Raw genomic sequence first — 20,138 nt, 5'->3', positions numbered from 1 at the left:
GTGGACAGGGCGGTGCCCCCACCCGGGGCCGAGTGGGGGCACCTGGGGCAGCGCCTAGAGAGCGCCGGTGTACTGCTGGATCCAGCTGCGGTGGGCGACCACGTCGGTGTAGATCGACGGGGCCACGGCGCAGGTGGAGCCGCCGCCGGAGCGGCTGGTGGCGCCGATCAGTTCCCACACGCCGTTGACGGACTTGATCTCCGGGCCGCCGGAGTCGCCGTAGCAGGCTCCCGCGTTGTTGTTCGGGTTGTCGGTGCAGATCTCGATCGAGCCGCTGATGCCGCTGCACTCGTTGTCGGCGACGATCGAGGTGTCGAGCTGCTGCAGGGTGATGGGCGCGCCGCAGCCGCCGCGGATCGGGCAGGTCTGGCCCCAGCCGATGATGCGGGTGCGGGTGCCGACGGGACCCGACGCGGCCGAGATGCGCACCGGGGCCTGGGTGACGCTGGTGCTGAGCTGGACCAGGGCGATGTCGTACGGGCCCCGGTAGCTCGGGTGGATGATGATCCGAGAAGCGCGCGCCACGGAGCCGCCGCTGGTGCGGTTGGTCGTGCCGATCCGCGCCTGGACGCTCGACGGCGACCGGCCCTGGACGCAGTGCGCGGCCGTGACGACCCAGTTGGCCTTGATCAGCGATCCGCCGCAGAAGTGGCTTCCACTGGTGCTCTGCAGGGAGACCATGAAGCTGTACGTCTGCGTCGCGTTGCCACCGCCGACGATCATCGGGGTGATCTCCGGTCCCGGGTCCGGCGCGGCCGCGGCCGTCGCCGGGGCCACGACAGCGGCGGCCACCGCGGCGAGTCCGACGATCAGGCTCCTGATCCTCATGTTCGATCTCCTTCCATCCGCTACGCCCTCGCATGGCGGATAAGAGGAAACTAAGTGCAACCCATCGATGTGAATGGCCAACTGGGAACGTCACCAGTTACCAACAGCGACAAATCGGTCACCAAACCGGCGGTTTCACGACGGGGTCGGCAGCTTGGCCCACGCGATCGCGGCCAGCGTCCGCGCGGGAACGCACGGGTCGGGCCTGCTCTGCGGGGTGCGGACCGTCAGGCGGGCGGTCTCCCGCCGCCCGGCCGCGGCGTCGACGTGTGGGGTCACGATGGTGCACTCGACCAGTTCGCCTGACTTGACCGTGGAGAGGAACGAATCGCGGCCCGCGATCGTCTCCGGCTGGTAGCGCGCCGGGTCGAGCGGCCAGCCGGTGATGTCGGTGGTGAGCGCCAGGTCGCCTTTGCCCCACCCGCAGTGGTGCTTGGTGGCCTTGCTCTCCACCGCTTGGTCGTAGGTCATGGGCATCGCCTGGTCGACCTGTTCGCTGGTGAGCAAACCGCACGGATCCACCGTGCGGAACGAGTCGGGCGGGTCGGTGATGTGTCCGACGCGGCCGTCGGCCATCTTCGCGGCGGCCCCTTTGAGCATCGCGGTGGCGATGTCGCACAGCGCGCTTCGCTTCGGGTCGGTCTCGGTCCGCACGCTGAACGTCAGTTCGGCCTGGGCGCCCTTCGTGACCAGCGTGGAATTGCACCCTTCGTCGGTTTGCCAGTTCAGGTGCGCGCGCAGCGGGTCCGGCAGCCAGTCGACGCGGTCGGGCCTGGCCTCGGGGGCACCTGGTCCGGACAGCTCGGCGTGGACTTGGATCTCCCGACCTTCGTGCTCGGCGAACAGCACGCAGTGGTCGAACGAGACCACCATCTCGCTCTGGTGGCGAACCGAGGCGGGAAGCACCGCGACGTCGAGCAGCCCACACACGTCGACGGTCGCGAGGTCACCCAGCCCACCGTCGCCCCCCTCGACCCGCCCAGCCCTCTCCTCACCCGCACCCACCCCACACGCACTAAGCGCCACCAGACCAACAACCACACAAACCCACCGAGACATCACCCCCCTGCGACGCCCCTCAATCACACCTGGTTCCGCTCCGCCACGGACCCGGACACGGGCTTGGTCCCGCAACTGGTTCCGCAACCGCTACGGACGTGGGGCACGGCCGAGTCGAGAGAGACCGCACCGTGGGGGTCCGGGGGGTCGCCCCCCGGGACAAAAAGAAACCCGGCCCATCTGCGCTTTCCGCAGATAGGCCGGGCCCACCGGGTGAGTGACGGGACTTGAACCCGCGGCATCCTGGACCACAACCAGGTGCTCTACCAGCTGAGCTACACCCACCATGCGCACCGGTCTGGCTGGTGCTGGAACATCGTAGCGTGCCACCTACGGACACTTGAAATCGGTTATGCCTCGGGGTCCACGAGCACCGAATCCGCGACGGCTTTCGCCTCGTCAGAGGTGGGTCCGGGCTGGGGCACGAACGCGGTGCCTCGGTAGTAGCGCAGTTCGCGGATCGACTCTTTGATGTCGGCGAGGGCGCGGTGGGCGAGGCCCTTGTCGGGCTGCGCGTAGTAGATGCGCGGGTACCAGCGCCTGCAGAGTTCCTTGATCGACGAGACGTCCACCATGCGGTAGTGGAGGTGGTTGTCGAGTTCGGGCATGTCGCGGGCGATGAAGCCACGGTCGGTGGCGATCGAGTTGCCGCACAGGGGGGCCGTGCGGACCTCGGGCACGTATCCGCGGATGTACTCCAGTACCTGCCGCTCGGCTTCGGCGAGGGTCAGGGTGCTGGCGCGGACCTCTTCGGTGAGCCCGGAGCGCGCGTGCATGTCGCGGACGACGTCGGGCATGCCGTCGAGGGTGGTGTCGTCGGCGTGGATTACGAGGTCCACGCCGGGGCCGAGCACGTTCAGCTCGGAGTCGGTGACCAGGGCGGCGATCTCGATGAGGGCGTCTTTGCCCAGGTCGAGGCCGGTCATCTCGCAGTCGATCCACACCAGTCGGTCCGTCACGGGGCGAGCTTAGCCCGACACGCCGGGCGGGCCGACGCGTGCTGCTCGGGCCGGTCTCGGGTGGCGCGATCCACTAGGCTTCGCGCTGGTTCTGACCGCTTTGTCAAGGGAGGCCACCGTGCCCGAGCAGTCGAGTCCGGCCCAGGAGATCGCGGCGGGGTACGCCACCTCCGGTGGGGCGATCGAGTTGGGGTCGGTCGTGGTGGACGGGCAGGTCGACCCGGGTGCGCACGTGCGGATCCCGCTGGCGATGATGAACCGCCACGGCCTTGTCGCGGGCGCGACGGGTACCGGCAAGACCAAGACTTTGCAGGGCATCGCCGGGCAGCTGTCGAACGCGGGTGTGCCGGTGGTCATGGCCGACGTGAAGGGCGACCTCTCCGGCCTCACCCGCGCGGGCGAATCCAACGACAAGATCACGGCGCGCTCCACCGACACGGGCGACGACTGGACGCCGACGGCCTATCCGGTGCAGTTCCTCTCGCTGGGCACCAGCGGCATCGGGGTGCCGGTGCGGGCCACGATCAGCGGGTTCGGGCCGATCCTGCTGTCGAAGGTCCTCGGCCTCAACGACACCCAGGAGTCCACGCTCGGCCTGATCTTCCACTGGGCCGATTCCAAGGGCCTGCCGCTGCTCGACACCAAGGACCTGCGCGCGGTCATCCAGCACCTGACCAGCGACGAGGGCAAGGCCGACCTGCAGGGCATCGGCGGGGTGTCCTCGGCGACGGCGGGCGTCATCCTGCGCGCACTGTCCAACTTGGACGCCCAGGGTGGGAACGAGTTCTTCGGCGAGCCCGAGCTGGCGGTGACCGACCTGATCCGCCAGACCGACGGCAAGGGCGTCATCAGCCTGCTGGAGCTGGGCAACCTGCAGGACAAGCCCGCGCTGTTCTCCACGTTCCTGATGTGGCTGCTGGCCGAGCTGTTCGAGGAGCTGCCCGAGGAGGGCGACCTCGACGCGCCCAAGCTGGTCTTCTTCTTCGATGAGGCCCACCTGCTGTTCCACGACGCGTCGAAGGCGTTCCTCGACCGGATCGAGCAGACGGTCAAGCTGATCCGGTCGAAGGGCGTCGGCGTGTTCTTCTGCACGCAGCTGCCGACCGACGTGCCGAACGCGGTGCTGTCGCAGCTGGGCGCGCGCGTGCAGCACGCGCTGCGGGCGTTCACCCCGGACGACCAGAAGGCACTGTCGCAGACGGTCAAGACCTACCCGACGACCCCGCACTACGAGCTCGACAAGGCGCTGACGTCGCTGGGCATCGGCGAGGCGATCGTCACGGTGCTCAGCGAGAAGGGCGCCCCGACGCCGGTCGCGTGGACCCGGCTGCGCGCGCCGCGCTCGCTGATGGACACCATCGGCGACGAGGCGATCAAGCAGGCCGCGGCGGCGTCCGACCTGCACGGCAAGTACTCGGAGACGGTCGACCGGGAGTCGGCCTACGAGAAGATGGCCCAGCGGATGGCCCCGCCCGCCGAGGACGAGCCGGTCGAGAAGGCGCCGGAGCCTCGGGAGCGCCGGCAGGAGGAAGAGGGCTTCTTCGAGAAGGTGATGGGCAACAGCGCGGTCAAGTCGTTCTTCCGGTCGGCCGCGAGTGCCCTCGGCCGGGAGATCACCCGGGGGGTCTTCGGCACCCGCAGGCGCTGAGCTGTGGCGCCGAGGGCGCCGATGGATCACGCTTGAGGCATGGGTAAGGATGTCGAGTCGACAGAGTTCACCCGCGCCGACCGCCAGCGCTTCCGGCAGAAGGTCCGGCGGTGCCTGGACGTGTTCGCCCAGATGCTCGCCGAGTCCCGGTTCGAGTCCGAACGGCCCATGGCGGGCCTGGAGATCGAACTGAACCTGGTCGACGACGCGGGCGACCCGTCCATGCGCAACGCCGAGGTCCTGGCGGCCATCTCGGACCCGGCGTTCCAGACCGAGCTCGGCCAGTTCAACATCGAGATCAACCTCCCGCCGCAGCCGCTGCGCCCGAACGGGCTGGCCGCGTTCGAGGACATGGTCCGCGCTGACCTGAACGAGGCCGAGGCCAAGGCCAACCGGGTCAACGCCCACATCGTGATGGTCGGGATCCTCCCGACGCTGCGCGCGGGCCATGTGACCGAGGACATCCTCTCCGCCAACCCCCGGTACAAACTCCTCAACGAACAGGTCTTCGCGGCGCGCGGCGAGGACCTGGAGATCAACATCTCGGGTGAGGAGCGGCTGACCACCACCGCGGACTCGATCGCGCCGGAGAGCGCGTGCACCAGCGTGCAGTACCACCTGCAGGTGGCCCCGGAGGACTTCGCGAAGTTCTGGAACGCGAGCCAGATCATCGCCTCGATCCAGCTGGCGATGGGTGCGAACGCGCCGTACCTGTACGGCAAGCAGCTGTGGGCGGAGACCCGGATCGCGCTGTTCGAGCAGGCCACCGACACGCGGCCGGACGAACTCAAGGCCCAGGGGGTGCGTCCGCGCGTGTGGTTCGGGGACAGGTGGATCACGTCGATCTTCGACCTGTTCGAGGAGAACGTTCAGTATTACCCGGCTTTGCTGCCGTTGACGGATGAGGAAGACCCGGCCGAGGTGCTGGCGCGGGGCGACATCCCCGAACTCCACGAACTGCGGCTGCACAACGGCACCATCTACCGGTGGAACCGCCCGATCTACGACGTCGTCCACGGCCTTCCGCATCTGCGGGTCGAGAACCGGGTTCTGCCCGCCGGGCCTTCCGTGGTCGATGTGATGGCCAACGGCGCGCTGTACTTCGGACTGGTCCGGGCGCTGGCCGACCAGGATCGTCCCCTTTGGACCCAGATGAGCTTCGCGGCGGCCGAGGACAACTTCCACGCCGCGGCCAAGGCGGGGATCGACGCCCGGGTCTACTGGCCGGGGGTCGGTGAGGTCCCAGCGGCGGAACTCGTCCTCAGGCGGCTGCTGCCGATGGCACACGCCGGCCTGGAAGCGTGGGGTGTCTCGGCCCCGGACCGGGACCGGCTGCTGGGCATCATCGAACAGCGGTGCATCACCGGCCGAAACGGCGCGACCTGGCAGGTGGACACGGTCAACAGCCTGGAACAGACAGCGTCGGTCAACCGCGAGCAGGCCCTACGGGAGATGACCCGGCGCTACGCGAAGTTCATGCACAGCAACGAGCCAGTCCACACATGGCCGGTGTCGTAGGAGCCGACGCCGACAGTGATGGAAATGGCCTCGTCTCCGTCGAGACGAGGCCATTTCGTGGGGACGCGGGGTGGATCAGGGGTCAGACGACGTTGGGCATCTCGTCGTTTCGGATCAAGCCGTGGCGCAGGGCGGTCATCAGGGCTTGGGCGCGGTTGCTCGCGCCCAGCTTCTCGTACAGGCGGGCCACGTAGGTCTTGGCCGTCGACGGGCTGACGTAGGTCGAGCGGGCGATCGCGGGGACCGACAGGCCGTCGCGCAGGAGGCCGAGGACTTCGCGTTCTCGGGGGCTCAGGGCGAAGCGGGTGTCGACGTCTCGTTTGCGGGCCAGGGCGCTGACGAGGCCGGTGGCGGTGAAGGAGCAGGCGGCGACGGCGGCGTGGCGGATCGCGCCGAGGACCTCGGGCATGGGGGCGGTCTTGCCGACGAAGGCGGAGACGCCCGAGTCGAGGGCGCGGAACAGGACGTCGTCCTCGCCGCAGGCGGTGATGACGACTATGCCCAGGTCGGGGTAGCGATCGCGCAGCTCGCGGGCCAGGTGCAGGCCGTCGCCGTCGGGGAGGTCGACGTCGATGGTGACCACGGTCGGCCTGCTCTCGGCGACCGCGGTGCGGGCCTCGGCGACCGAGCCGCACTCGGCGACGATGTCGATGTCGGGGTGCTGCGCGACCAGGCCGGTCAGTCCGAACCTGGTCAGCGTGTGGCCGTCCACGACGGCTAGACGTATCGACATCGCTGCTCCCATCGACCGGCGCTGACTGCGTCGAATGGCCGTATTGATGCTTCAACTACCTTTCGGCCGAGCGACGGTCTCAGTTACAGATCCCCACGGCGTTTCTGCCGTTCGGGGTCCAAAGACCCTAAGGATCGGCCCCTTGTCACCCGATCGGCCGACAGGCGTCGGCCTGTTAGGCACGTGGTGTCACCGGACCGCGTCGGCCGTTCTGGCCGTTCGCCCGATGCCGCCATGGCACGGTCCCGCCGCACTCTTCTCCCATCAGCGCGGCGGAGGAGGTGTTCGATGGCAGGCAGCCGAGGCAAGCGCACCGGCACCGTGGTCACGGTGTTCGCGGCCAAAGGCGGCTGCGGCAAGACCACCTTCGCCATCAACCTGGCCGTCTCGCTGCACGCCGGCGGCGCCCGGACCTGCCTGGTCGACCTCGACCTCAGCTTCGGCGACCTCGCCACCGCGCTCACCCTCCAGCCGCACCGCGCGCTGGCCGACTCGCTGCCGCTGTCGCAGCGCGCGGTGTGGACGCACACCACCATCGCCACCTACCGCCCCGGCCTCGACTGCGTGCTCGCCCCGGTCCGGCCCGGCGCCGCCGAGCGCGTCCCGGCCACCCAGGTCCGCGCGCTGCTCACGCTGCTGCCGACGATCTACGACTACGTCGTCATCGACACCCCGGCGCAGCTGTCGGCGCACGTCCTGGCCGCCTTCGACTTCTCCCACCACCACGTCCTGCTGACCACCCCCGAGCGGCCCGCGCTGAAGAACCTGCGGACCACCCTGGACATGCTCGACCTGCTCGCCTTCGGACACAACTCGCGGTCGATCGTGGTCAACCGGGCCAACGGGCAAGCGGGCATCACCGCCGAGGACATCGACGGCGTCGTGCGCAACCCGATCGCCGCCTACCTGCCGTCGACGTGGGAACTCGCCGCGTCGGTCAACCGCGGGGTGCCGCTGGCCGAGTCCGAGCCGAAGCACCCGTTCAGTCTCGCCGTCCGTCGGTTCGCCGACACGCGCATCCGGGGCGAGGGGGTGGTCGCGGTCAATCCGGAGACCGGTCGGGACCCGCCTCTGGGTTGAAGCTCTTTCCGCAGGTCACCCCTACTTTCCAAACCACAGGAGATCACCATGAACAGCTTGCTTGAGCGCGTGCACGAAGCCCGAAAGAACGAGAAGGGCTTCACCCTGATCGAACTGCTGATGGTCATCGTCATCCTCGGCGTGCTGGCCGGGATCGTCGTCTTCGCCGTCAACGGCATCCAGGACAGAGGCAAGGCCTCCGCCTGCAAGGCCGACGTCAAGACCGTCGAGACCGCCCTCGAGGCCTACTACGCGAAGAACTCCGCGTACCCCGCCGCGAACGCATGGGCATCGCTGATGGAGGCCCCGAACAAGTTCCTGCACAGCCAGCCCAGCAGCCCCGACTACACCATCACCTTCACCAACGCCGGTGACGTGGTGGCCGCAGGCGCCTGCACCCAGGGTCCCTGAGCCCCTCGGGAGGGCCGCCCAGGGGGCGGCCCTCCCCCTCCCTTTTCCGACTCGATCCCGGAGGTTCGCGATGCACGGCCCCGAACTCGGCAGCCACGTCGACAAGCTGCTCGACGTCGTGTGGCAGGAGGGCGCCACCGACCTGCTGCTCACCGTGGGCCTGCCACCGCAGATCCGGATCCACGGCTCGCTCTTCCCGGTCCCCAACCACCCGGTCCTCACCGCCGAGAACACCGAGGCCCTGCTCGCGCAGCTGCTCAACGAGGAACAGCAGCAGCACTGGGCCAAGACCCACGAGTACGACTTCTCCTTCAGCTGGCGCACCGACGGCCGCGTCCGCGGCAACGCGTTCACCCAGCGCGGGGACACCGCGGTCGCGCTGCGGATGATCCCGCAGGAGATCCCGACGATGGAGCTGCTGGGCCTGCCGCCGGTGCTCGGCGAGTTCGCCAAGCAGCACCAGGGGCTTGTCCTGGTGACCGGCCCGACCGGCTCCGGCAAGTCGACGACGCTGGCCGCGGTCATCGACCGCATCAACACCCAGCGCGCCTGCCACATCATCACCGTCGAGGACCCCATCGAATACGTGCACCGGCACAAGCGCGCCGCGGTCAGCCAGCGCGAGGTCGGGCACGACACCTTCTCCTTCCACACCGCCCTGCGCAGCGCGCTCCGCGAGGACCCCGACGTCCTGCTGGTCGGCGAGATGCGCGACCTGGACTCGATCCGGTTCGCCCTCACGATCGCCGAGACCGGCCACCTCGTCTTCGCCACGCTGCACACCAACGACACCGCGCAGTCCCTCGCCCGCATGATCGACGTGTTCCCGGCCGAGCAGCAGGCGCAGGTGCGCGTGCAGCTGTCCGCCGCGCTGACCGGGATCGTCTACCAGCGGCTCATCCCCCGGATCGGCGGCGGGCTCGTCGCGGCGTTCGAGGTGTTGGTGGCCAACTCCGCGATCCGCAACCTGGTCAAGGAAGGCAAGACCCACCAGCTGCGCAACTCGCTGGTCACCGGCAAGCGCGAGGGCATGGTCACCTTCGAGCAGTCACTGTCCTATTTGGTCCAGTCCGGCCAGATCACGGCCGACGACGCCGCCGCGCGCAGCCTGTACCCGCATGAGATCGAGACGCGGCCGCACGTCCGGGTGGAGGCGTCATGAAGTTCCGCGGCACGCGCACCGAGGCGGCCACCCCGGTCCCCGAGGCCCCCGCCGCCAAGCCCAGCGCGCCGACCGACGTGCAGGCCGAGCGGATGCGGGTGCGGGCCATCGCCCAGGAGCGGTCGCTGACCGTCGTCGACCTGCGCGAGGTCACCCCGGAGCCCGCCGCGACCGCGCTGGTCACCGAGGCCGTGGCGCGCAGGCTGGTCGCGGTGCAGCTGAAGAGCGGCAACGGCGCGGTGTTCGCCGTAGCCGACCCGACCGACACCGTGCTGCACGAGCTGCGCGAGGCCGCGGGCGTGCCGTTCGCGGTGCAGCTGGCCACGCCGTCGGACATCAACAAGGCCATCGGCAACACCTACCGCGCGCTGACCAACATCGACGCGCGGGTCAAGGACTTCGCCGCCCGCGACATGATCAACCGCAGCGCCGCGCGCACCGACTCGGCGTCGGCCAGCGACGCCGCGCCGGTGGTGCAGGTCGTGCAGCTGATCATCACCCAGGCGCTGCGCGACCGCGCCTCGGACGTGCACATCGAGCCGCAGCCGGAGCGGATCCGGGTGCGCTACCGCATCGACGGCGCGCTGCACGACGTGCTCGACCTGCCGGAGTCCATCGGACCGGCCGTGGTCAGCCGCATCAAGATCCTCGCCGACATGAACATCGTCGAGCGCAGGCGCCCGCAGGACGGGCAGATCAGCATGGACGTCGAGGGGCGCGCGGTCGACATCCGGGTCTCCACGACCGCGGTTGTCGGAGGCGAGAAGGTGGTGCTGCGGCTGTTGGACAAGAGCCGCCCGCTGTACCGCCTCGAACAGCTCGGCATGCCCGCCGAGATGGCCGCGCGCTACTCGTCGCTCCTGCGCTCCCCGTACGGCATGGTGATCTGCGCCGGGCCGACCGGCAGCGGGAAGACCACGACGCTCTACGGCTCGCTGGGCGAGATCAACAGCCCGGACCGCAACATCATGACCATTGAGGACCCGGTCGAGTACACCTTCCCGTCGATCAACCAGATCCAGATCAACGAGCAGGCCGGGATCACGTTCGCGGGCGGGCTCAAGTCCATCCTGCGGCAGGACCCGGACATCATCCTCGTCGGCGAGGTTCGCGACGTGGAGACCGCGCGCATAGCCGTGCAGTCGGCGCTGACCGGCCACTTCGTCCTGTCCTCGCTGCACGCGACGGACGCGGCCGCGGCGCTGCACCGGTTGCTGGACATGGGGATCGAGAACTTCCTGATCGCCTCGTCGATCACCGCCGTGCTGTCCCAGCGGCTCGTCCGACGGGTCTGCACATACTGCACCGAGCCGTACCAGCCGACCAAGGAGGAACTCGCGTTCCTCGACTCACTGGGCGGGGCGCGGCCGACGACCGGGTTCGTGCACGGCGCGGGCTGCAACTTCTGCGCCCACACTGGCTATCTGGAGCGGATCGGCGTCTACGAGATGATGCCGATCACCGAGCCGATCCGGGACCTGGTGCTGAGCCGGGCGTCCCATGAGGAGTTCCGCAAGGTCGCCCGCTACGAGGGCATGCGGACCATGGCCGAGGGCGCGGTCCACCTGGTCGAGACCGGGGTCACCACGCTGGCCGAAGTACTGCGTTCCGTCTATGTGATCGGGAGCTGAGATGGCCAGATTCGCCTATGTGGCAACGGGTCCGGACGGCTCGGCCACCAGCGGCACCTACAAGGCCGACAGCCGCGAGCAGGCCGAGCTCGCGCTGTACGAGCGCGAGCTGCGCGACATCCAGGTCACCGAGAAGAAGAGCCTCCTGAAGGCCGAGCTGACCGCGCCGCGGGTCAAGCGCGAAGAGGTCATGCACCTGTCGCGCCAGCTCGGCGCGTTCATCCGGGCCGGCCTGCCGCTGATCGAGGCGGTGCGGACGCTCGGGTCCGAGGCCGACAACTCGTCGGTGCGCAAGATGATGCGCGAGGTCGAGGACGGACTGCGACGTGGGGAGAAGCTGTCGGACTGCTTCGACAAGCACCCCAGGATCTTCCCCGAGTTCTACCGCGGAATCCTGCGGTCGGCGGAGCTCAGCGGCAAGCTCGACAGCGTCCTGGACCGGCTGGCCAAGTACCTCGAGCGGGACCTGGAGGCCCGCCGCAAGATCAAGTCCGCGCTGATCTACCCGGCGATGATCGCGGGCATGTCGATCATCACGGTCGTGGTTCTCGCCAGTTTCGTGCTGCCCAGGTTCAAGGTCTTCTTCGACAGCCTCAACGCCGAGCTGCCGCTCGCGACCCGGATACTGCTGGCCGTCACCGACTTCCTCATCGAGTGGTGGTGGGTGCTGCTGGGCGGGTTCGGGCTGCTCGCGCTGATCGTGTTCGGGATCGTGCGCACCACCCGCGGGCGGTACGCGCGGGACAAGCTGTACCTCTCGCTGCCGGTCGTGGGCAACACGATCCAGTACGCGCTGGTCGAGCGGTTCAGCCGGATCCTGTCGTCGATGGTGAGCGCGGGCGTGTCGCTGCCCGAGGCGCTGCGGGTGGCCACGGAGTCGCTGCGGAACCGGGTGTTCGTGCGGGCGCTGACCGAGGCGGGCGAGTCGCTGCTGGAGGGCGAGGGGCTGGCCAAGCCCATCGCGGCGACCGGCCTGTTCCCGACGACGGCGAGCCAGATGATCCGGGTGGGCGAGGAGACCGGCACGCTGGACACCCAGCTGGAGGTCACCGCGCAGTACTACGAGGGCGAGCTGGACTACAAGCTCAAGAAGCTGACCGCGCTGTTCGAGCCCGCGGTGATCGTGGTGATGGGGCTCGTCGTCGGGTTCGTCGCCGTGGCACTGGTGTCGGCGATGTACGGCATCTTCAACCAGGTGTCCTGACATGCGTGACGACCGGGGCGAGACCCTCCTAGAGCTGCTGATCGCCGTGGTGATCCTCGGAATCGGCGCGGTGGCGATCGGCGCCGGGCTGACCACCGGGGTGCTCGCGTCGGACCTGCACCGCAAGCAGTCCACGGCGGGCGCGACGGTGCGCGACTACGCCGAGGCGATCCAGAACAGGGTGGCCACCGGCGGCTACACCGCCTGCGCGGGCCCGGGCGCCTACAGCGCGCCGCCCGGGTTCACCGCGCCCGCCGGGTACGCCGCCTCGGTCACGGCCACGAAGTACTGGAGCGGATCGGCCTGGCAGGCGTCCTGCCCGGCCGACACCGGGCTGCAGCAGCTCACGCTGCAGGTGAGCGCGAGCGACGGCCGGGCCGTGGAACGGGTCGTGATCGTCGTGCGCAAGCCGTGCGGATTGGGGCAGGCGCTATGCGGATGAACCGAGACGAGGCCGGGTTCACCCTGGTCGAGCTGCTGATGGCGGTCGTCATCCTGTCCGTGATCACCGCGCCGGTCGCCGCCATGATCATCTCCGGCTTCCGCAACACGACCGACTCGTCGAACCGGATGGAGCTCTCGCACGACGCGCAGATCAGCGCCACCTACTTCGGTCACGACGTCGCGGGAGTCGGGATGCGCGACTACGCGGCCGCGGCGGGCGCGGGCGGGGTCGGGTTCAAGCCGTCCATCCAGCTCGACGCCGCCTACAACGCGGGCGGGTACGTCTGCGGCACGGCGGCCACACCGCCTGCCAAGATCCGTCTGCTGTCGGACCGCTGGGACAACACCGGGGCGACGCCGACGATGTCCGTCGACGTCGTGGCGTACTACCTGTCCGGCACGGAGCTGCACCGGATCAAGTGCGCGGGCGGGGTGACCGACATCGTCGTGGCCCACTACGTCGACCCGGCGTCGCTGACCGTGGCGTGCGGCGGGACGTGCACGACGGCGGCGGTGCCGCAGCAGGTGACCCTGTCGTTCACGGTGGCCAAACCGGGCGCCGACCCCTACCCGATCAGCCTCAACGGGCAGCGGAGGCAGACATGAAGCGCGACGAACGCGGTGCGGCCCTGATCCTGGTGCTCGTCCTGGTCTCGGTGGTCTCGCTGGTCCTGCTCGGGATGCTGACCTTCGCGGGCACGAGCATCCGCACAACGGTCGAACTGCGCGACCAGGCCACCACCGCTTCCACATCGGACGCGGCCGCGTCGGCGGCGATCAACGCGATCCGCAACAGCACCTACAACAACTCCCCCGGCCAGCAGTGCTTCGGCGGCGCGAACACGATGAGCGTCAACGGCATCGCGGGCGGAGTGGCTTCGACGGTGTCGTGCTCGCCCGACCCGGCCAAGGTGCTGATCCAGTGCCCGTCGCTGTCGGTGTGCAACCGCCCGGGCAGCGCGGTCCTGACCCTGGGCACGGGTGGCGAGGACGGCGTCAACGTCGACCAGCCGACGGGATCGACGTTCCGGGTGCACGGCGTGGTCTTCTCCAACTCGAACATCAACATCGTCAAGGGCAACCTGACCACCAACACCAGGGTCTACGCCCGCACCACGTGCTCTGGCGCGATCGTCAGCGTGCCCGCGCCGCCGTCCTGCAACTACGGAGCCACCCCCAACCCCTTGGGCGACGACCCGAACTACCTCCCGGCGACAGCGACCGTGCCGCCGTACCGCAGCCTCGCCCAGGCCACCGCCGACTGCGCGGCGGGCAGGAAGGTCATCACCTTCCAGCCCGGCTACTACGACGACGCCGTCGGCCTGTCCGCGATCATGACGTCGAGCAGCGGGTGCACCAACAGCACGTTCTGGTTCACCCCCGGGACCTACTACTTCGACTTCCACAACTCGACGCATCCGGCGGTCCCCGCGGGAAGCCGGGTGTGGACGGTCAACAGCGGCTACCTGGTCGCGGGGACGCCGGTCAACGGCGCGGGCCAGGTCGTCGCCCAGCCCGCCAATCCGGCCACGATCCCGGGATCGTGCAACAACCCGATCAAGGACGCGCGCGCCGTCGGCGTCCAGTTCATCTTCGGCGGCGACAGCCAGCTGTCGGTCAAGGCGGGCAAGGCCGAGATCTGCGGCACCTACAGCGCCACCAGGCCGCCGGTCGCTATCTACGGCCTGAAGTCCGGCGCGGAGTCCGACACGACGCTCAATGGCCTGGCTCCGACGAGCGCCACCTCGACCAACTTCTCGAACCCGACCAATGTGCTGGCGATCGATGGCCAGTTCGCGAGCTGGAAGCGGACCGGCAACGGCCAGAACGCGACCGGGACGCTGTCGGCCACCGGGTTCCTCCCGGCGTCGGCGATCCCGGCGGGGTCGCTGCTCAAGACCGCCAACGTGCGACTGGTCCACCGACACTCGGACGACTCCAACTCGCAAGTCCAGTTCACCGTGACGGTGACACCCACGGGCGGGAACCCGATCTCCAGGACCTTCGACGGGGCGGCACCGCCCAACGTGTGGCACAACGCTCTGGTCCCGCTGGACGTCGCGTCGGCGAACTCGCTGTCGACCGCGATCCGCAGCGGCTACACCGGCGCCAAGATCGACATCACGGCGAGTCCGCCGAAGAACGGCGACACCGTGGACCTCGACGCCATCGCCCTCGACCTCGTCTACACCGCGCCCGCGCTGCGGTCGGTCAGCGGCTGCGTCACCGCCACGCCGTACACCGGCAGCGGCAACGCCTCGCGGTGCGCGATGGTCAGCTCGGACGGGAGCCCGACCAACCTGTTCTACGTGCAGGGGACGACGTACGCGCCGAAGGCCGTCCTGGACATCACGCTGAACAACGCGACCGAGCAGGTGTTCCGGTTCGGGGTGGTCGCGCGGAGCCTGTGGGTGAAGCTCACCGGCAGTTTCTCCTTCACCGGCCCGGTGATCGAGGTGCCGGACGACTCCCCCGGGTTCGTCTTCAGCGTGTACCTGAACGTCTACCTGTGCGCACCGCCGGGCCCGTGCGCGACGTCGGGGACGCCGTCGGTGCGGGCGAAGGTCGCCTTCGTCGACGCGGACCCGGTGACCCCGGTCGCGGGGCAGCGCCAAGTGAGCGTGCTCAGCTATTCGCTCACGAGATGAGGCGCAGGTACCAGTCCCCGATCGGCCCGCCGACGAAGACCGCCGCGATCGCCCCGGCGATCATGAACGGCCCGAACGGCAGCGCCGTCTTGCGCCCGCCGCGCCCGAACGCGACGACCGCCACCCCGGCGACCGCGCCGAGGAGGAAGCCCCCGAACGCGCCGACCGCGAACGCGCCCCAGCCCAGGTAGCCCAGCACGCCGCCGATCAGCCCGGACAGCCGGACGTCGCCGAAGCCCATGCCCGACGGGTGGACCATGGCGAGCAGGAAGTAGAAGGCGAACAGCGCCGCTCCGCCGATCCCGGCCCGGATCAGCGCCCACCAGTCGCCTTGCACCGCGGACGCCCCCGCGAGCAGGACGGCCAGGACCGGGTAGGTCGGCAGGATGATCTTCGACGGGAGCGTGCGGGTGTCGAGGTCGATGGCCGCGAGCGCGATGCCGACGCCGGCGAACGTCAGATAGGCGGGCCAGAGTGGCGGGTCGAGCCGGAGCGCCAGCGCGAGGAAGATCAGCCCGGTACCGAGCTCGACGAGCGGATAGCGCGGCGAGATCGCGGTGCCGCAGTCGAAGCAGCGGCCGCGCAGGACCAGCCACCCCACCACCGGGACGTTGTGCCGCGCCCTGATCGCCCGCCCACACCCCGGACACCGCGACGGCGGCGAGACCACGGACTCACCCGCGGGCACCCGGTGGATCACGACGTTGAGGAACGAGCCGACAGCCAACCCGACGAGCGCCACCATGACATACGCGATGCCCGCTGTGAGTCCGTCCACCCCACGAGAGGGTAACGACCGCCCCGGTGGTCCGCTCGGCGGCGACGGCGCCCCGGACGCCGAAGAGCGCCGACATTCCCCGGGGACTGTCGGCGCTCTTCCGTTCGGTTATGAGCAGTTCAGTCTCGCGTTAGCCCAGTCCGCGTGGTCGTTCCCGTTTCCGTCTCCGGCGTCGGTGACGATCAGGCGGATCTCTTGTGCGCCGGTGGTGGTGGCTGTCAGGGCGAAGGTCGCGGTGTCCGGGCGCATGACCGGGGACTCGGCGACCTTCAAGCCGTCCGCCATGACCTTGAACTGGACCGAACCCCGGCTCGCCTGTGCGTCGTCGAGGCCGACTTCCGCCGTGAAGGACCGGCAGTTTCCGCCGACGTAGTAGACGACTTCACTGGGTGCGTGGGTTCCCAGCCCCTTGGCGTAGACGGTTCCGTTCAGCCTGATCGGGCCGCCGTCGCCCTGGCCTGATTCGCCGTTGGCGCGGTCGCGTTCGACCGGGCCCCAGCCATTGGCAGCCGACAGCCACCCGTGATCGCTGGCCCAGACATCGCTGGTCGGCGGGGGCGGGACGGTCTCCACCGAGATCGTGTTCGACACCGTTCGGGGACCGTTCGCCTGGTACGCGGTGGTGGCGACCAGCTCGTACGCCTCGGCCGGGGTGTCCGAAGGCGGAATGACTGTCCATTCCGTACTCGCGGAAGCGCCGGAGGCGACCGTGTCGATCGTGGTGGGACCCGACGGGGTGACCTGCCAGCCCGCGGGTGCGGTGAGGATCGTGGAAACGCCCGTCGCGGGGGCAGGTTCGCCGTTGTGGAAGGTGGTGGTGACGGTGTTGGGCTTGCCCGGCCGGAGTTTCTCCGTCGCGGGGGCGATCTCCACCGCGCCGCACGGGTCGGAGGTGTCGGCTTCGCCCAGGTCGACGACCCGGAAGTTGTCGAGGGTGAACTCGACCTGGTCGTCGTTGGGGCCGAGGCGCTTCAGGCCGACCCAGTAGTCGCCGCAGGCGCCCGCCACGAATTCCTGGTGGTGTTCGGCCGGGGTGGTCTGCTCCGCGAACGGGGTGGTGCTGATCTCCTTGGTGCCCGCGGGGCCGTCGACGCCGACGGTCCAGCCGTAGGCGCCCGCCAAGGCGTTCTCGTAAGTGAAGTCGATCCGGTAGCGGTGGCCGGGGGTGAAGCGGGTCGTCGCCGAGGTGGTGCGGTAGCTGATGCCCGGCTCGTACTCGAACGACTTCAGGCTCCAGTCCCCCGCGATCACGTCGTCGATCTTCTTGCCGTGCCAACCCCGCTGTGTGTACGGCGCGTGCCGTTCAGCCAAGTGGGTGTTGGCGTCGCTGACCGGGAGTGGGCCGCGAACGAATGGTCCCCAGCCCGCGTCGACGCTCTCGAAGTCCCACGTGTCCGGGCGGGCCATCGGCACGACGCGGACGTTGTCGAAGCGGACCGTGCCGGTGCCCTCCGCGACCCGCAGGCTCAGCTTGGTCCGCGCGTGACCTGGGCGGACGTCGAAGAACACGCGGGTCCGCTGGAAGTGGGTTCCGTGCTTCTCGTCGGACGCGGTCGTGTTGACCAGCGTCGACCGGTCCACCAGAGCCGACTTGGGAGCGCCGGTTCCGGTGGCGTGCACCGTCAGGAACGACGGGCGGGTCTTGCCCGGCTCCACCTCGACGTCCACCGACGCCGCGTAGCTGCCGGGGGCGAGCTGCAACTGCTGGCTGATGCTCGCCTCATCCGAACCGGTGACGACGGCCTCCGACTGGCCGCGGGCGTTGCGGACCACCGCGGCGGACCCGTCGATCTGCCAGGCGCGGAAGTCGCCGTAGGTGAAGCCGGGGTCGCGGAGTGGGGTGCCTTCGCCGTAGTGCACGTCCGGGGTGGTGCCCGCCTCGGTCGTGAGGACGTAGGCGGTGTTCGGCTCGGCCGTCAGCGTGATCTGTCCATTCTGGACAGCGAGTTCACCCGCATCGGTCCGGCCGGAGTCGGTCAGCTTCGACAGCCGCAGCGAGGAGGCGCCCGCGAACGGGGTGGGGAGCTGCCACGTCGTCTGGCCGCCCTTGGCGTTGTAGTGGTAGAGCTTGTCGGGCGAAGCGGGGTTCCATGGCAGCAGGTAGGTGTCGCCGTCGGCCACCTTCACCTGGCCCGCGTAGATCTTCCGGTCCGCGGCCGACGTGCCGGTAACCCGGACGCCCTTGTCCAGGGTGATCTCCGTGTCCGCCCAGCGCTGGATCGGGAAGTGCTGGAGGAACTTCACCGGCAGGTTGTTGGCGAAGACGTTCCGCAGGAACTTCGGGTAGTCGACCTCGCCCGTCCAGCCCTCGAACTCCTCGATCTGCGCGCTGCCCAGCAGCGGGTGCGGGATGTAGACGTCGCGGCGGTGGTTGTCGACGAACCGCATGATGCGGGAGTTGATGCCCTTGGTGTCGAGGCCGCCGTAGTCGAAGTCGGCCGACCAGTGCGTCCACAGTGCGTCGCGGACGAAGCGGTGGGACCACTCGGTGGTGATCTCCCAGCCCAGGGCCTTGACCTCGCGCGCGAGGCGGTCGGCGGTCCAGCCGGACTCGCGGAAGACGTCCCAGTAGAGGAAGTCCAGCTTGCCGCCGGTCTCGGTGGCGAGCTGCTTGAGCCGCTGCTGGATGTCGCCGCTGGTCAGGTCGCGGCGCTGGTCGATGCGGTACGACTGGTCCATCCACGCCCACTGCTTGTTGTTCTTGTCGACCAGCGTCTCCGAGAACGCGTGCGCCTCCGGGTACGACTCGGTGGCGTTGACGTGGACACCGAAGTCCGCGTTGTACGCCGAACCCTTGTCCAGCAGCGTCTTCAGATCCGTGAGGCCACCGGCGCGCGTGTTGTAGTTGCCGCCGTAGTCCGGGTGGGCCGCGTCGTGGCCCTCGGACTGGTAGCCCTTGAGGATCACCAACTGGCCGAGGCCGTCGGTGGCCAGGTTGATCCGCTTGGTCTCGTCCAGGGTCCGCGCGAACGGGTTCGTGGCCATCGACGCGATGTTGAACGGGATGCGCTGGACCACGCGGTCCGCGGTCTTCTCCCCGCCCTTCGGCGCGGGCGCGATCTCGCGCAGCGCCAGCGCGCCGTCCTGCCAGTCGACGACGCCGTCGCCGTTGCGCTCCGGGGTGACCGCGACCTTCACCTCCGGCAGCGGCTCGGTGTCAGCCGCCGACGCCCCCTGCGCCCGGTAGGTCCACTGGCCGCTCCAGACGCCGACGACGGTGTCGGTCCCGACCTTGCGGGCCCGCCGCCAGAAGTGGCCGTTGTCGTTGGTGACGGTCCCGGCCGGCTTGTCCCACACCGAGTTCGTCTCCAGCGCGGCCGCGAGCCTGCCCGTCGACACCAGCGTGTAGTACGAGCTGATCGGCGCCGCGTCGGCGGGCGTGGCCGGGGTGACCGGGTAGATCGTGTCGCCGCTGCGGTTCACCGCCAGGTCGACCCGCGCCGCGGCCACCTGCGCCGCCGGGTCGGTGCCGCGCACCGACACCAGGTCGTGGTTGGGGATCTCGATGGTGTGCACGCGGGCGGCGTCGGTGTCCTCGACGCGGTCGACGCGGAACGTCGTGACGCGGCCGTCCACGGCCAGGCTCGCGTGCAGCCGCACGCCCGGAAGCTGCGGGAACACCAGCCGATAGCCTGCTCGGCGCCCGTCGGACTCCGGTGGGCCGTCCAGTCGCGGCTCGTAGGGCTTGCCGTCGATGAGCACCGACGTGACCGGGTCGACCCGGCCGCCGACGGTGGCGCCGGTCGCGGTGTCGGTGTAGGCGAGAACGCGCGGGAAGTCGTCGGCGACGGTGACGGACAAGTCGGGAGAGCGCAGGGTGATGACGTCGGCGGCGTGCGCGGCCGGGGCCGTCAGCGGCCCGGCCGCCAGGGCCAGGACCGCCGCTACCGCGATGCGGTGGGGATGGGGCACGACTACTCCTCCAGGTGAGGTCTGCGTCACCTTCCTAGCCGCAACCGTGCCAGTCAGTCAACTAGCAACCGCTTGACCAGCAGTAATATAGTTCAGAGTCACCACTAATAACGGAGAGCGCCG

At 69.4% G+C, this 20,138-nt stretch carries 16 protein-coding genes and 1 tRNA gene; 10 read left to right on the top strand and 7 right to left on the bottom strand.

Going from position 1 to position 20,138, the window contains the following annotated elements; translation table 11 throughout:
- Positions 1 to 54: 54 nt before the first annotated feature.
- The 4 genes from ACSHT8_RS30410 to orn form a co-directional block, all read right to left on the bottom strand.
- The gene (locus ACSHT8_RS30410) at positions 55 to 828 is read right to left on the bottom strand and encodes a S1 family peptidase (RefSeq protein ID WP_436494792.1); all 774 of its coding nucleotides are present in this window, start codon (positions 826 to 828) and stop codon (positions 55 to 57) included.
- A 135-nt stretch (positions 829 to 963) separates the two neighbouring features.
- On the bottom strand, positions 964 to 1,833 hold the full coding sequence (locus ACSHT8_RS30405; protein ID WP_436494790.1) for a DUF3558 family protein: 870 nt from the start codon (positions 1,831 to 1,833) through the stop codon (positions 964 to 966).
- A 266-nt stretch (positions 1,834 to 2,099) separates the two neighbouring features.
- Positions 2,100 to 2,172: transfer RNA gene (locus ACSHT8_RS30400), tRNA-His, on the bottom strand.
- A 65-nt stretch (positions 2,173 to 2,237) separates the two neighbouring features.
- Positions 2,238 to 2,846, bottom strand: a complete 609-nt coding sequence (gene orn, locus ACSHT8_RS30395) for an oligoribonuclease (protein WP_436494789.1) — start codon at positions 2,844 to 2,846, stop codon at positions 2,238 to 2,240.
- A 118-nt stretch (positions 2,847 to 2,964) separates the two neighbouring features.
- Here orn and ACSHT8_RS30390 point away from each other — a divergent pair, with 118 nt between their 5' ends.
- Together ACSHT8_RS30390 and ACSHT8_RS30385 are read left to right on the top strand one after the other, a co-directional pair.
- Complete coding sequence (locus ACSHT8_RS30390; protein WP_436494787.1) at positions 2,965 to 4,494, top strand: helicase HerA-like domain-containing protein; 1,530 nt, start codon at positions 2,965 to 2,967, stop codon at positions 4,492 to 4,494.
- 39 nt (positions 4,495 to 4,533) lie between these two features.
- Complete coding sequence (locus ACSHT8_RS30385) at positions 4,534 to 6,012, top strand: glutamate--cysteine ligase (protein ID WP_436494785.1); 1,479 nt, start codon at positions 4,534 to 4,536, stop codon at positions 6,010 to 6,012.
- Positions 6,013 to 6,094: 82 nt separating this feature from the next.
- Here the strand turns inward: ACSHT8_RS30385 and ACSHT8_RS30380 are convergent, their stop codons facing one another.
- Entirely contained in the window at positions 6,095 to 6,745 is a 651-nt protein-coding gene (locus tag ACSHT8_RS30380) for a response regulator (protein ID WP_436494783.1), read from the bottom strand.
- A 288-nt stretch (positions 6,746 to 7,033) separates the two neighbouring features.
- On the opposite strand from ACSHT8_RS30380, the gene ACSHT8_RS30375 reads away from it, so the two are divergent.
- The 8 genes from ACSHT8_RS30375 to ACSHT8_RS30340 all read left to right on the top strand — a co-directional run bounded on the left by ACSHT8_RS30375 (position 7,034) and on the right by ACSHT8_RS30340 (position 15,325).
- A complete protein-coding gene (locus tag ACSHT8_RS30375; RefSeq protein ID WP_436494782.1) occupies positions 7,034 to 7,825 on the top strand; it encodes an AAA family ATPase in 792 nt (263 codons plus the stop codon).
- Positions 7,826 to 7,873: 48 nt separating this feature from the next.
- Positions 7,874 to 8,236, top strand: coding sequence for a type II secretion system protein (locus ACSHT8_RS30370; RefSeq protein ID WP_436494780.1), 363 nt, complete (start codon positions 7,874 to 7,876; stop codon positions 8,234 to 8,236).
- Between the two features lie 70 nt (positions 8,237 to 8,306).
- Positions 8,307 to 9,398 carry a type IV pilus twitching motility protein PilT gene (locus ACSHT8_RS30365; protein ID WP_436494778.1) on the top strand — a complete coding sequence of 364 codons (1,092 nt, stop codon included), beginning with the start codon at positions 8,307 to 8,309 and terminating at the stop codon, positions 9,396 to 9,398.
- Entirely contained in the window at positions 9,395 to 11,029 is a 1,635-nt protein-coding gene (locus ACSHT8_RS30360; protein WP_436494776.1) for a GspE/PulE family protein, read from the top strand. The genes ACSHT8_RS30365 and ACSHT8_RS30360 overlap by 4 nt, the downstream gene beginning before the upstream one ends.
- Before the next feature lies 1 nt (position 11,030).
- Positions 11,031 to 12,233: a type II secretion system F family protein gene (locus ACSHT8_RS30355; RefSeq protein WP_436494774.1), complete on the top strand. Its 1,203-nt coding sequence runs from the start codon at positions 11,031 to 11,033 to the stop codon at positions 12,231 to 12,233.
- Position 12,234: 1 nt separating this feature from the next.
- The gene (locus ACSHT8_RS30350; protein ID WP_436494773.1) at positions 12,235 to 12,675 is read left to right on the top strand and encodes a type IV pilus modification PilV family protein; all 441 of its coding nucleotides are present in this window, start codon (positions 12,235 to 12,237) and stop codon (positions 12,673 to 12,675) included.
- Complete coding sequence (locus ACSHT8_RS30345) at positions 12,666 to 13,283, top strand: PulJ/GspJ family protein (protein ID WP_436494771.1); 618 nt, start codon at positions 12,666 to 12,668, stop codon at positions 13,281 to 13,283. Before ACSHT8_RS30350 ends, ACSHT8_RS30345 begins: the two co-directional genes overlap by 10 nt.
- Positions 13,280 to 15,325, top strand: a complete 2,046-nt coding sequence (locus tag ACSHT8_RS30340; RefSeq protein ID WP_436494769.1) for a hypothetical protein — start codon at positions 13,280 to 13,282, stop codon at positions 15,323 to 15,325. The genes ACSHT8_RS30345 and ACSHT8_RS30340 overlap by 4 nt, the downstream gene beginning before the upstream one ends.
- On the opposite strand, the gene ACSHT8_RS30335 is transcribed toward ACSHT8_RS30340, so the two are convergent.
- Positions 15,315 to 16,103 (bottom strand): prepilin peptidase, encoded by a 789-nt coding sequence (locus ACSHT8_RS30335; protein ID WP_436494767.1) that lies wholly within the window; start codon positions 16,101 to 16,103, stop codon positions 15,315 to 15,317. The two genes, ACSHT8_RS30340 and ACSHT8_RS30335, sit on opposite strands and share 11 nt — an antisense overlap.
- A 108-nt stretch (positions 16,104 to 16,211) precedes the next feature.
- Entirely contained in the window at positions 16,212 to 20,015 is a 3,804-nt protein-coding gene (locus ACSHT8_RS30330; protein ID WP_436494765.1) for an endo-alpha-N-acetylgalactosaminidase family protein, read from the bottom strand.
- Positions 20,016 to 20,138 lie beyond the last annotated feature (123 nt).

Source organism: Actinokineospora sp. HUAS TT18, assembly GCF_051364635.1.
Classification (GTDB): Bacteria; Actinomycetota; Actinomycetes; order Mycobacteriales; family Pseudonocardiaceae; genus Actinokineospora.
The sequence above is the reverse complement of the archived record's forward strand: the minus strand, read 5'-3'. Positions and strand labels throughout refer to the sequence as shown.

Bases quoted from the DNA above. Each gene is read 5' to 3' on its own strand.
- ACSHT8_RS30410 (WP_436494792.1), bottom strand. From the start codon at position 828: ATGAGGATCAGGAGCCTGATCGTCGGACTCGCCGCGGTGGCCGCCGCT.
- ACSHT8_RS30375 (WP_436494782.1), top strand. From the start codon at position 7,034: ATGGCAGGCAGCCGAGGCAAGCGCACCGGCACCGTGGTCACGGTGTTC.
- ACSHT8_RS30350 (WP_436494773.1), top strand. From the start codon at position 12,235: ATGCGTGACGACCGGGGCGAGACCCTCCTAGAGCTGCTGATCGCCGTG.
- ACSHT8_RS30360 (WP_436494776.1), top strand. From the start codon at position 9,395: ATGAAGTTCCGCGGCACGCGCACCGAGGCGGCCACCCCGGTCCCCGAG.
- ACSHT8_RS30380 (WP_436494783.1), bottom strand. From the start codon at position 6,745: ATGTCGATACGTCTAGCCGTCGTGGACGGCCACACGCTGACCAGGTTC.
- ACSHT8_RS30345 (WP_436494771.1), top strand. From the start codon at position 12,666: ATGCGGATGAACCGAGACGAGGCCGGGTTCACCCTGGTCGAGCTGCTG.
- ACSHT8_RS30355 (WP_436494774.1), top strand. From the start codon at position 11,031: ATGGCCAGATTCGCCTATGTGGCAACGGGTCCGGACGGCTCGGCCACC.
- ACSHT8_RS30370 (WP_436494780.1), top strand. From the start codon at position 7,874: ATGAACAGCTTGCTTGAGCGCGTGCACGAAGCCCGAAAGAACGAGAAG.
- ACSHT8_RS30340 (WP_436494769.1), top strand. From the start codon at position 13,280: ATGAAGCGCGACGAACGCGGTGCGGCCCTGATCCTGGTGCTCGTCCTG.
- ACSHT8_RS30385 (WP_436494785.1), top strand. From the start codon at position 4,534: ATGGGTAAGGATGTCGAGTCGACAGAGTTCACCCGCGCCGACCGCCAG.
- ACSHT8_RS30365 (WP_436494778.1), top strand. From the start codon at position 8,307: ATGCACGGCCCCGAACTCGGCAGCCACGTCGACAAGCTGCTCGACGTC.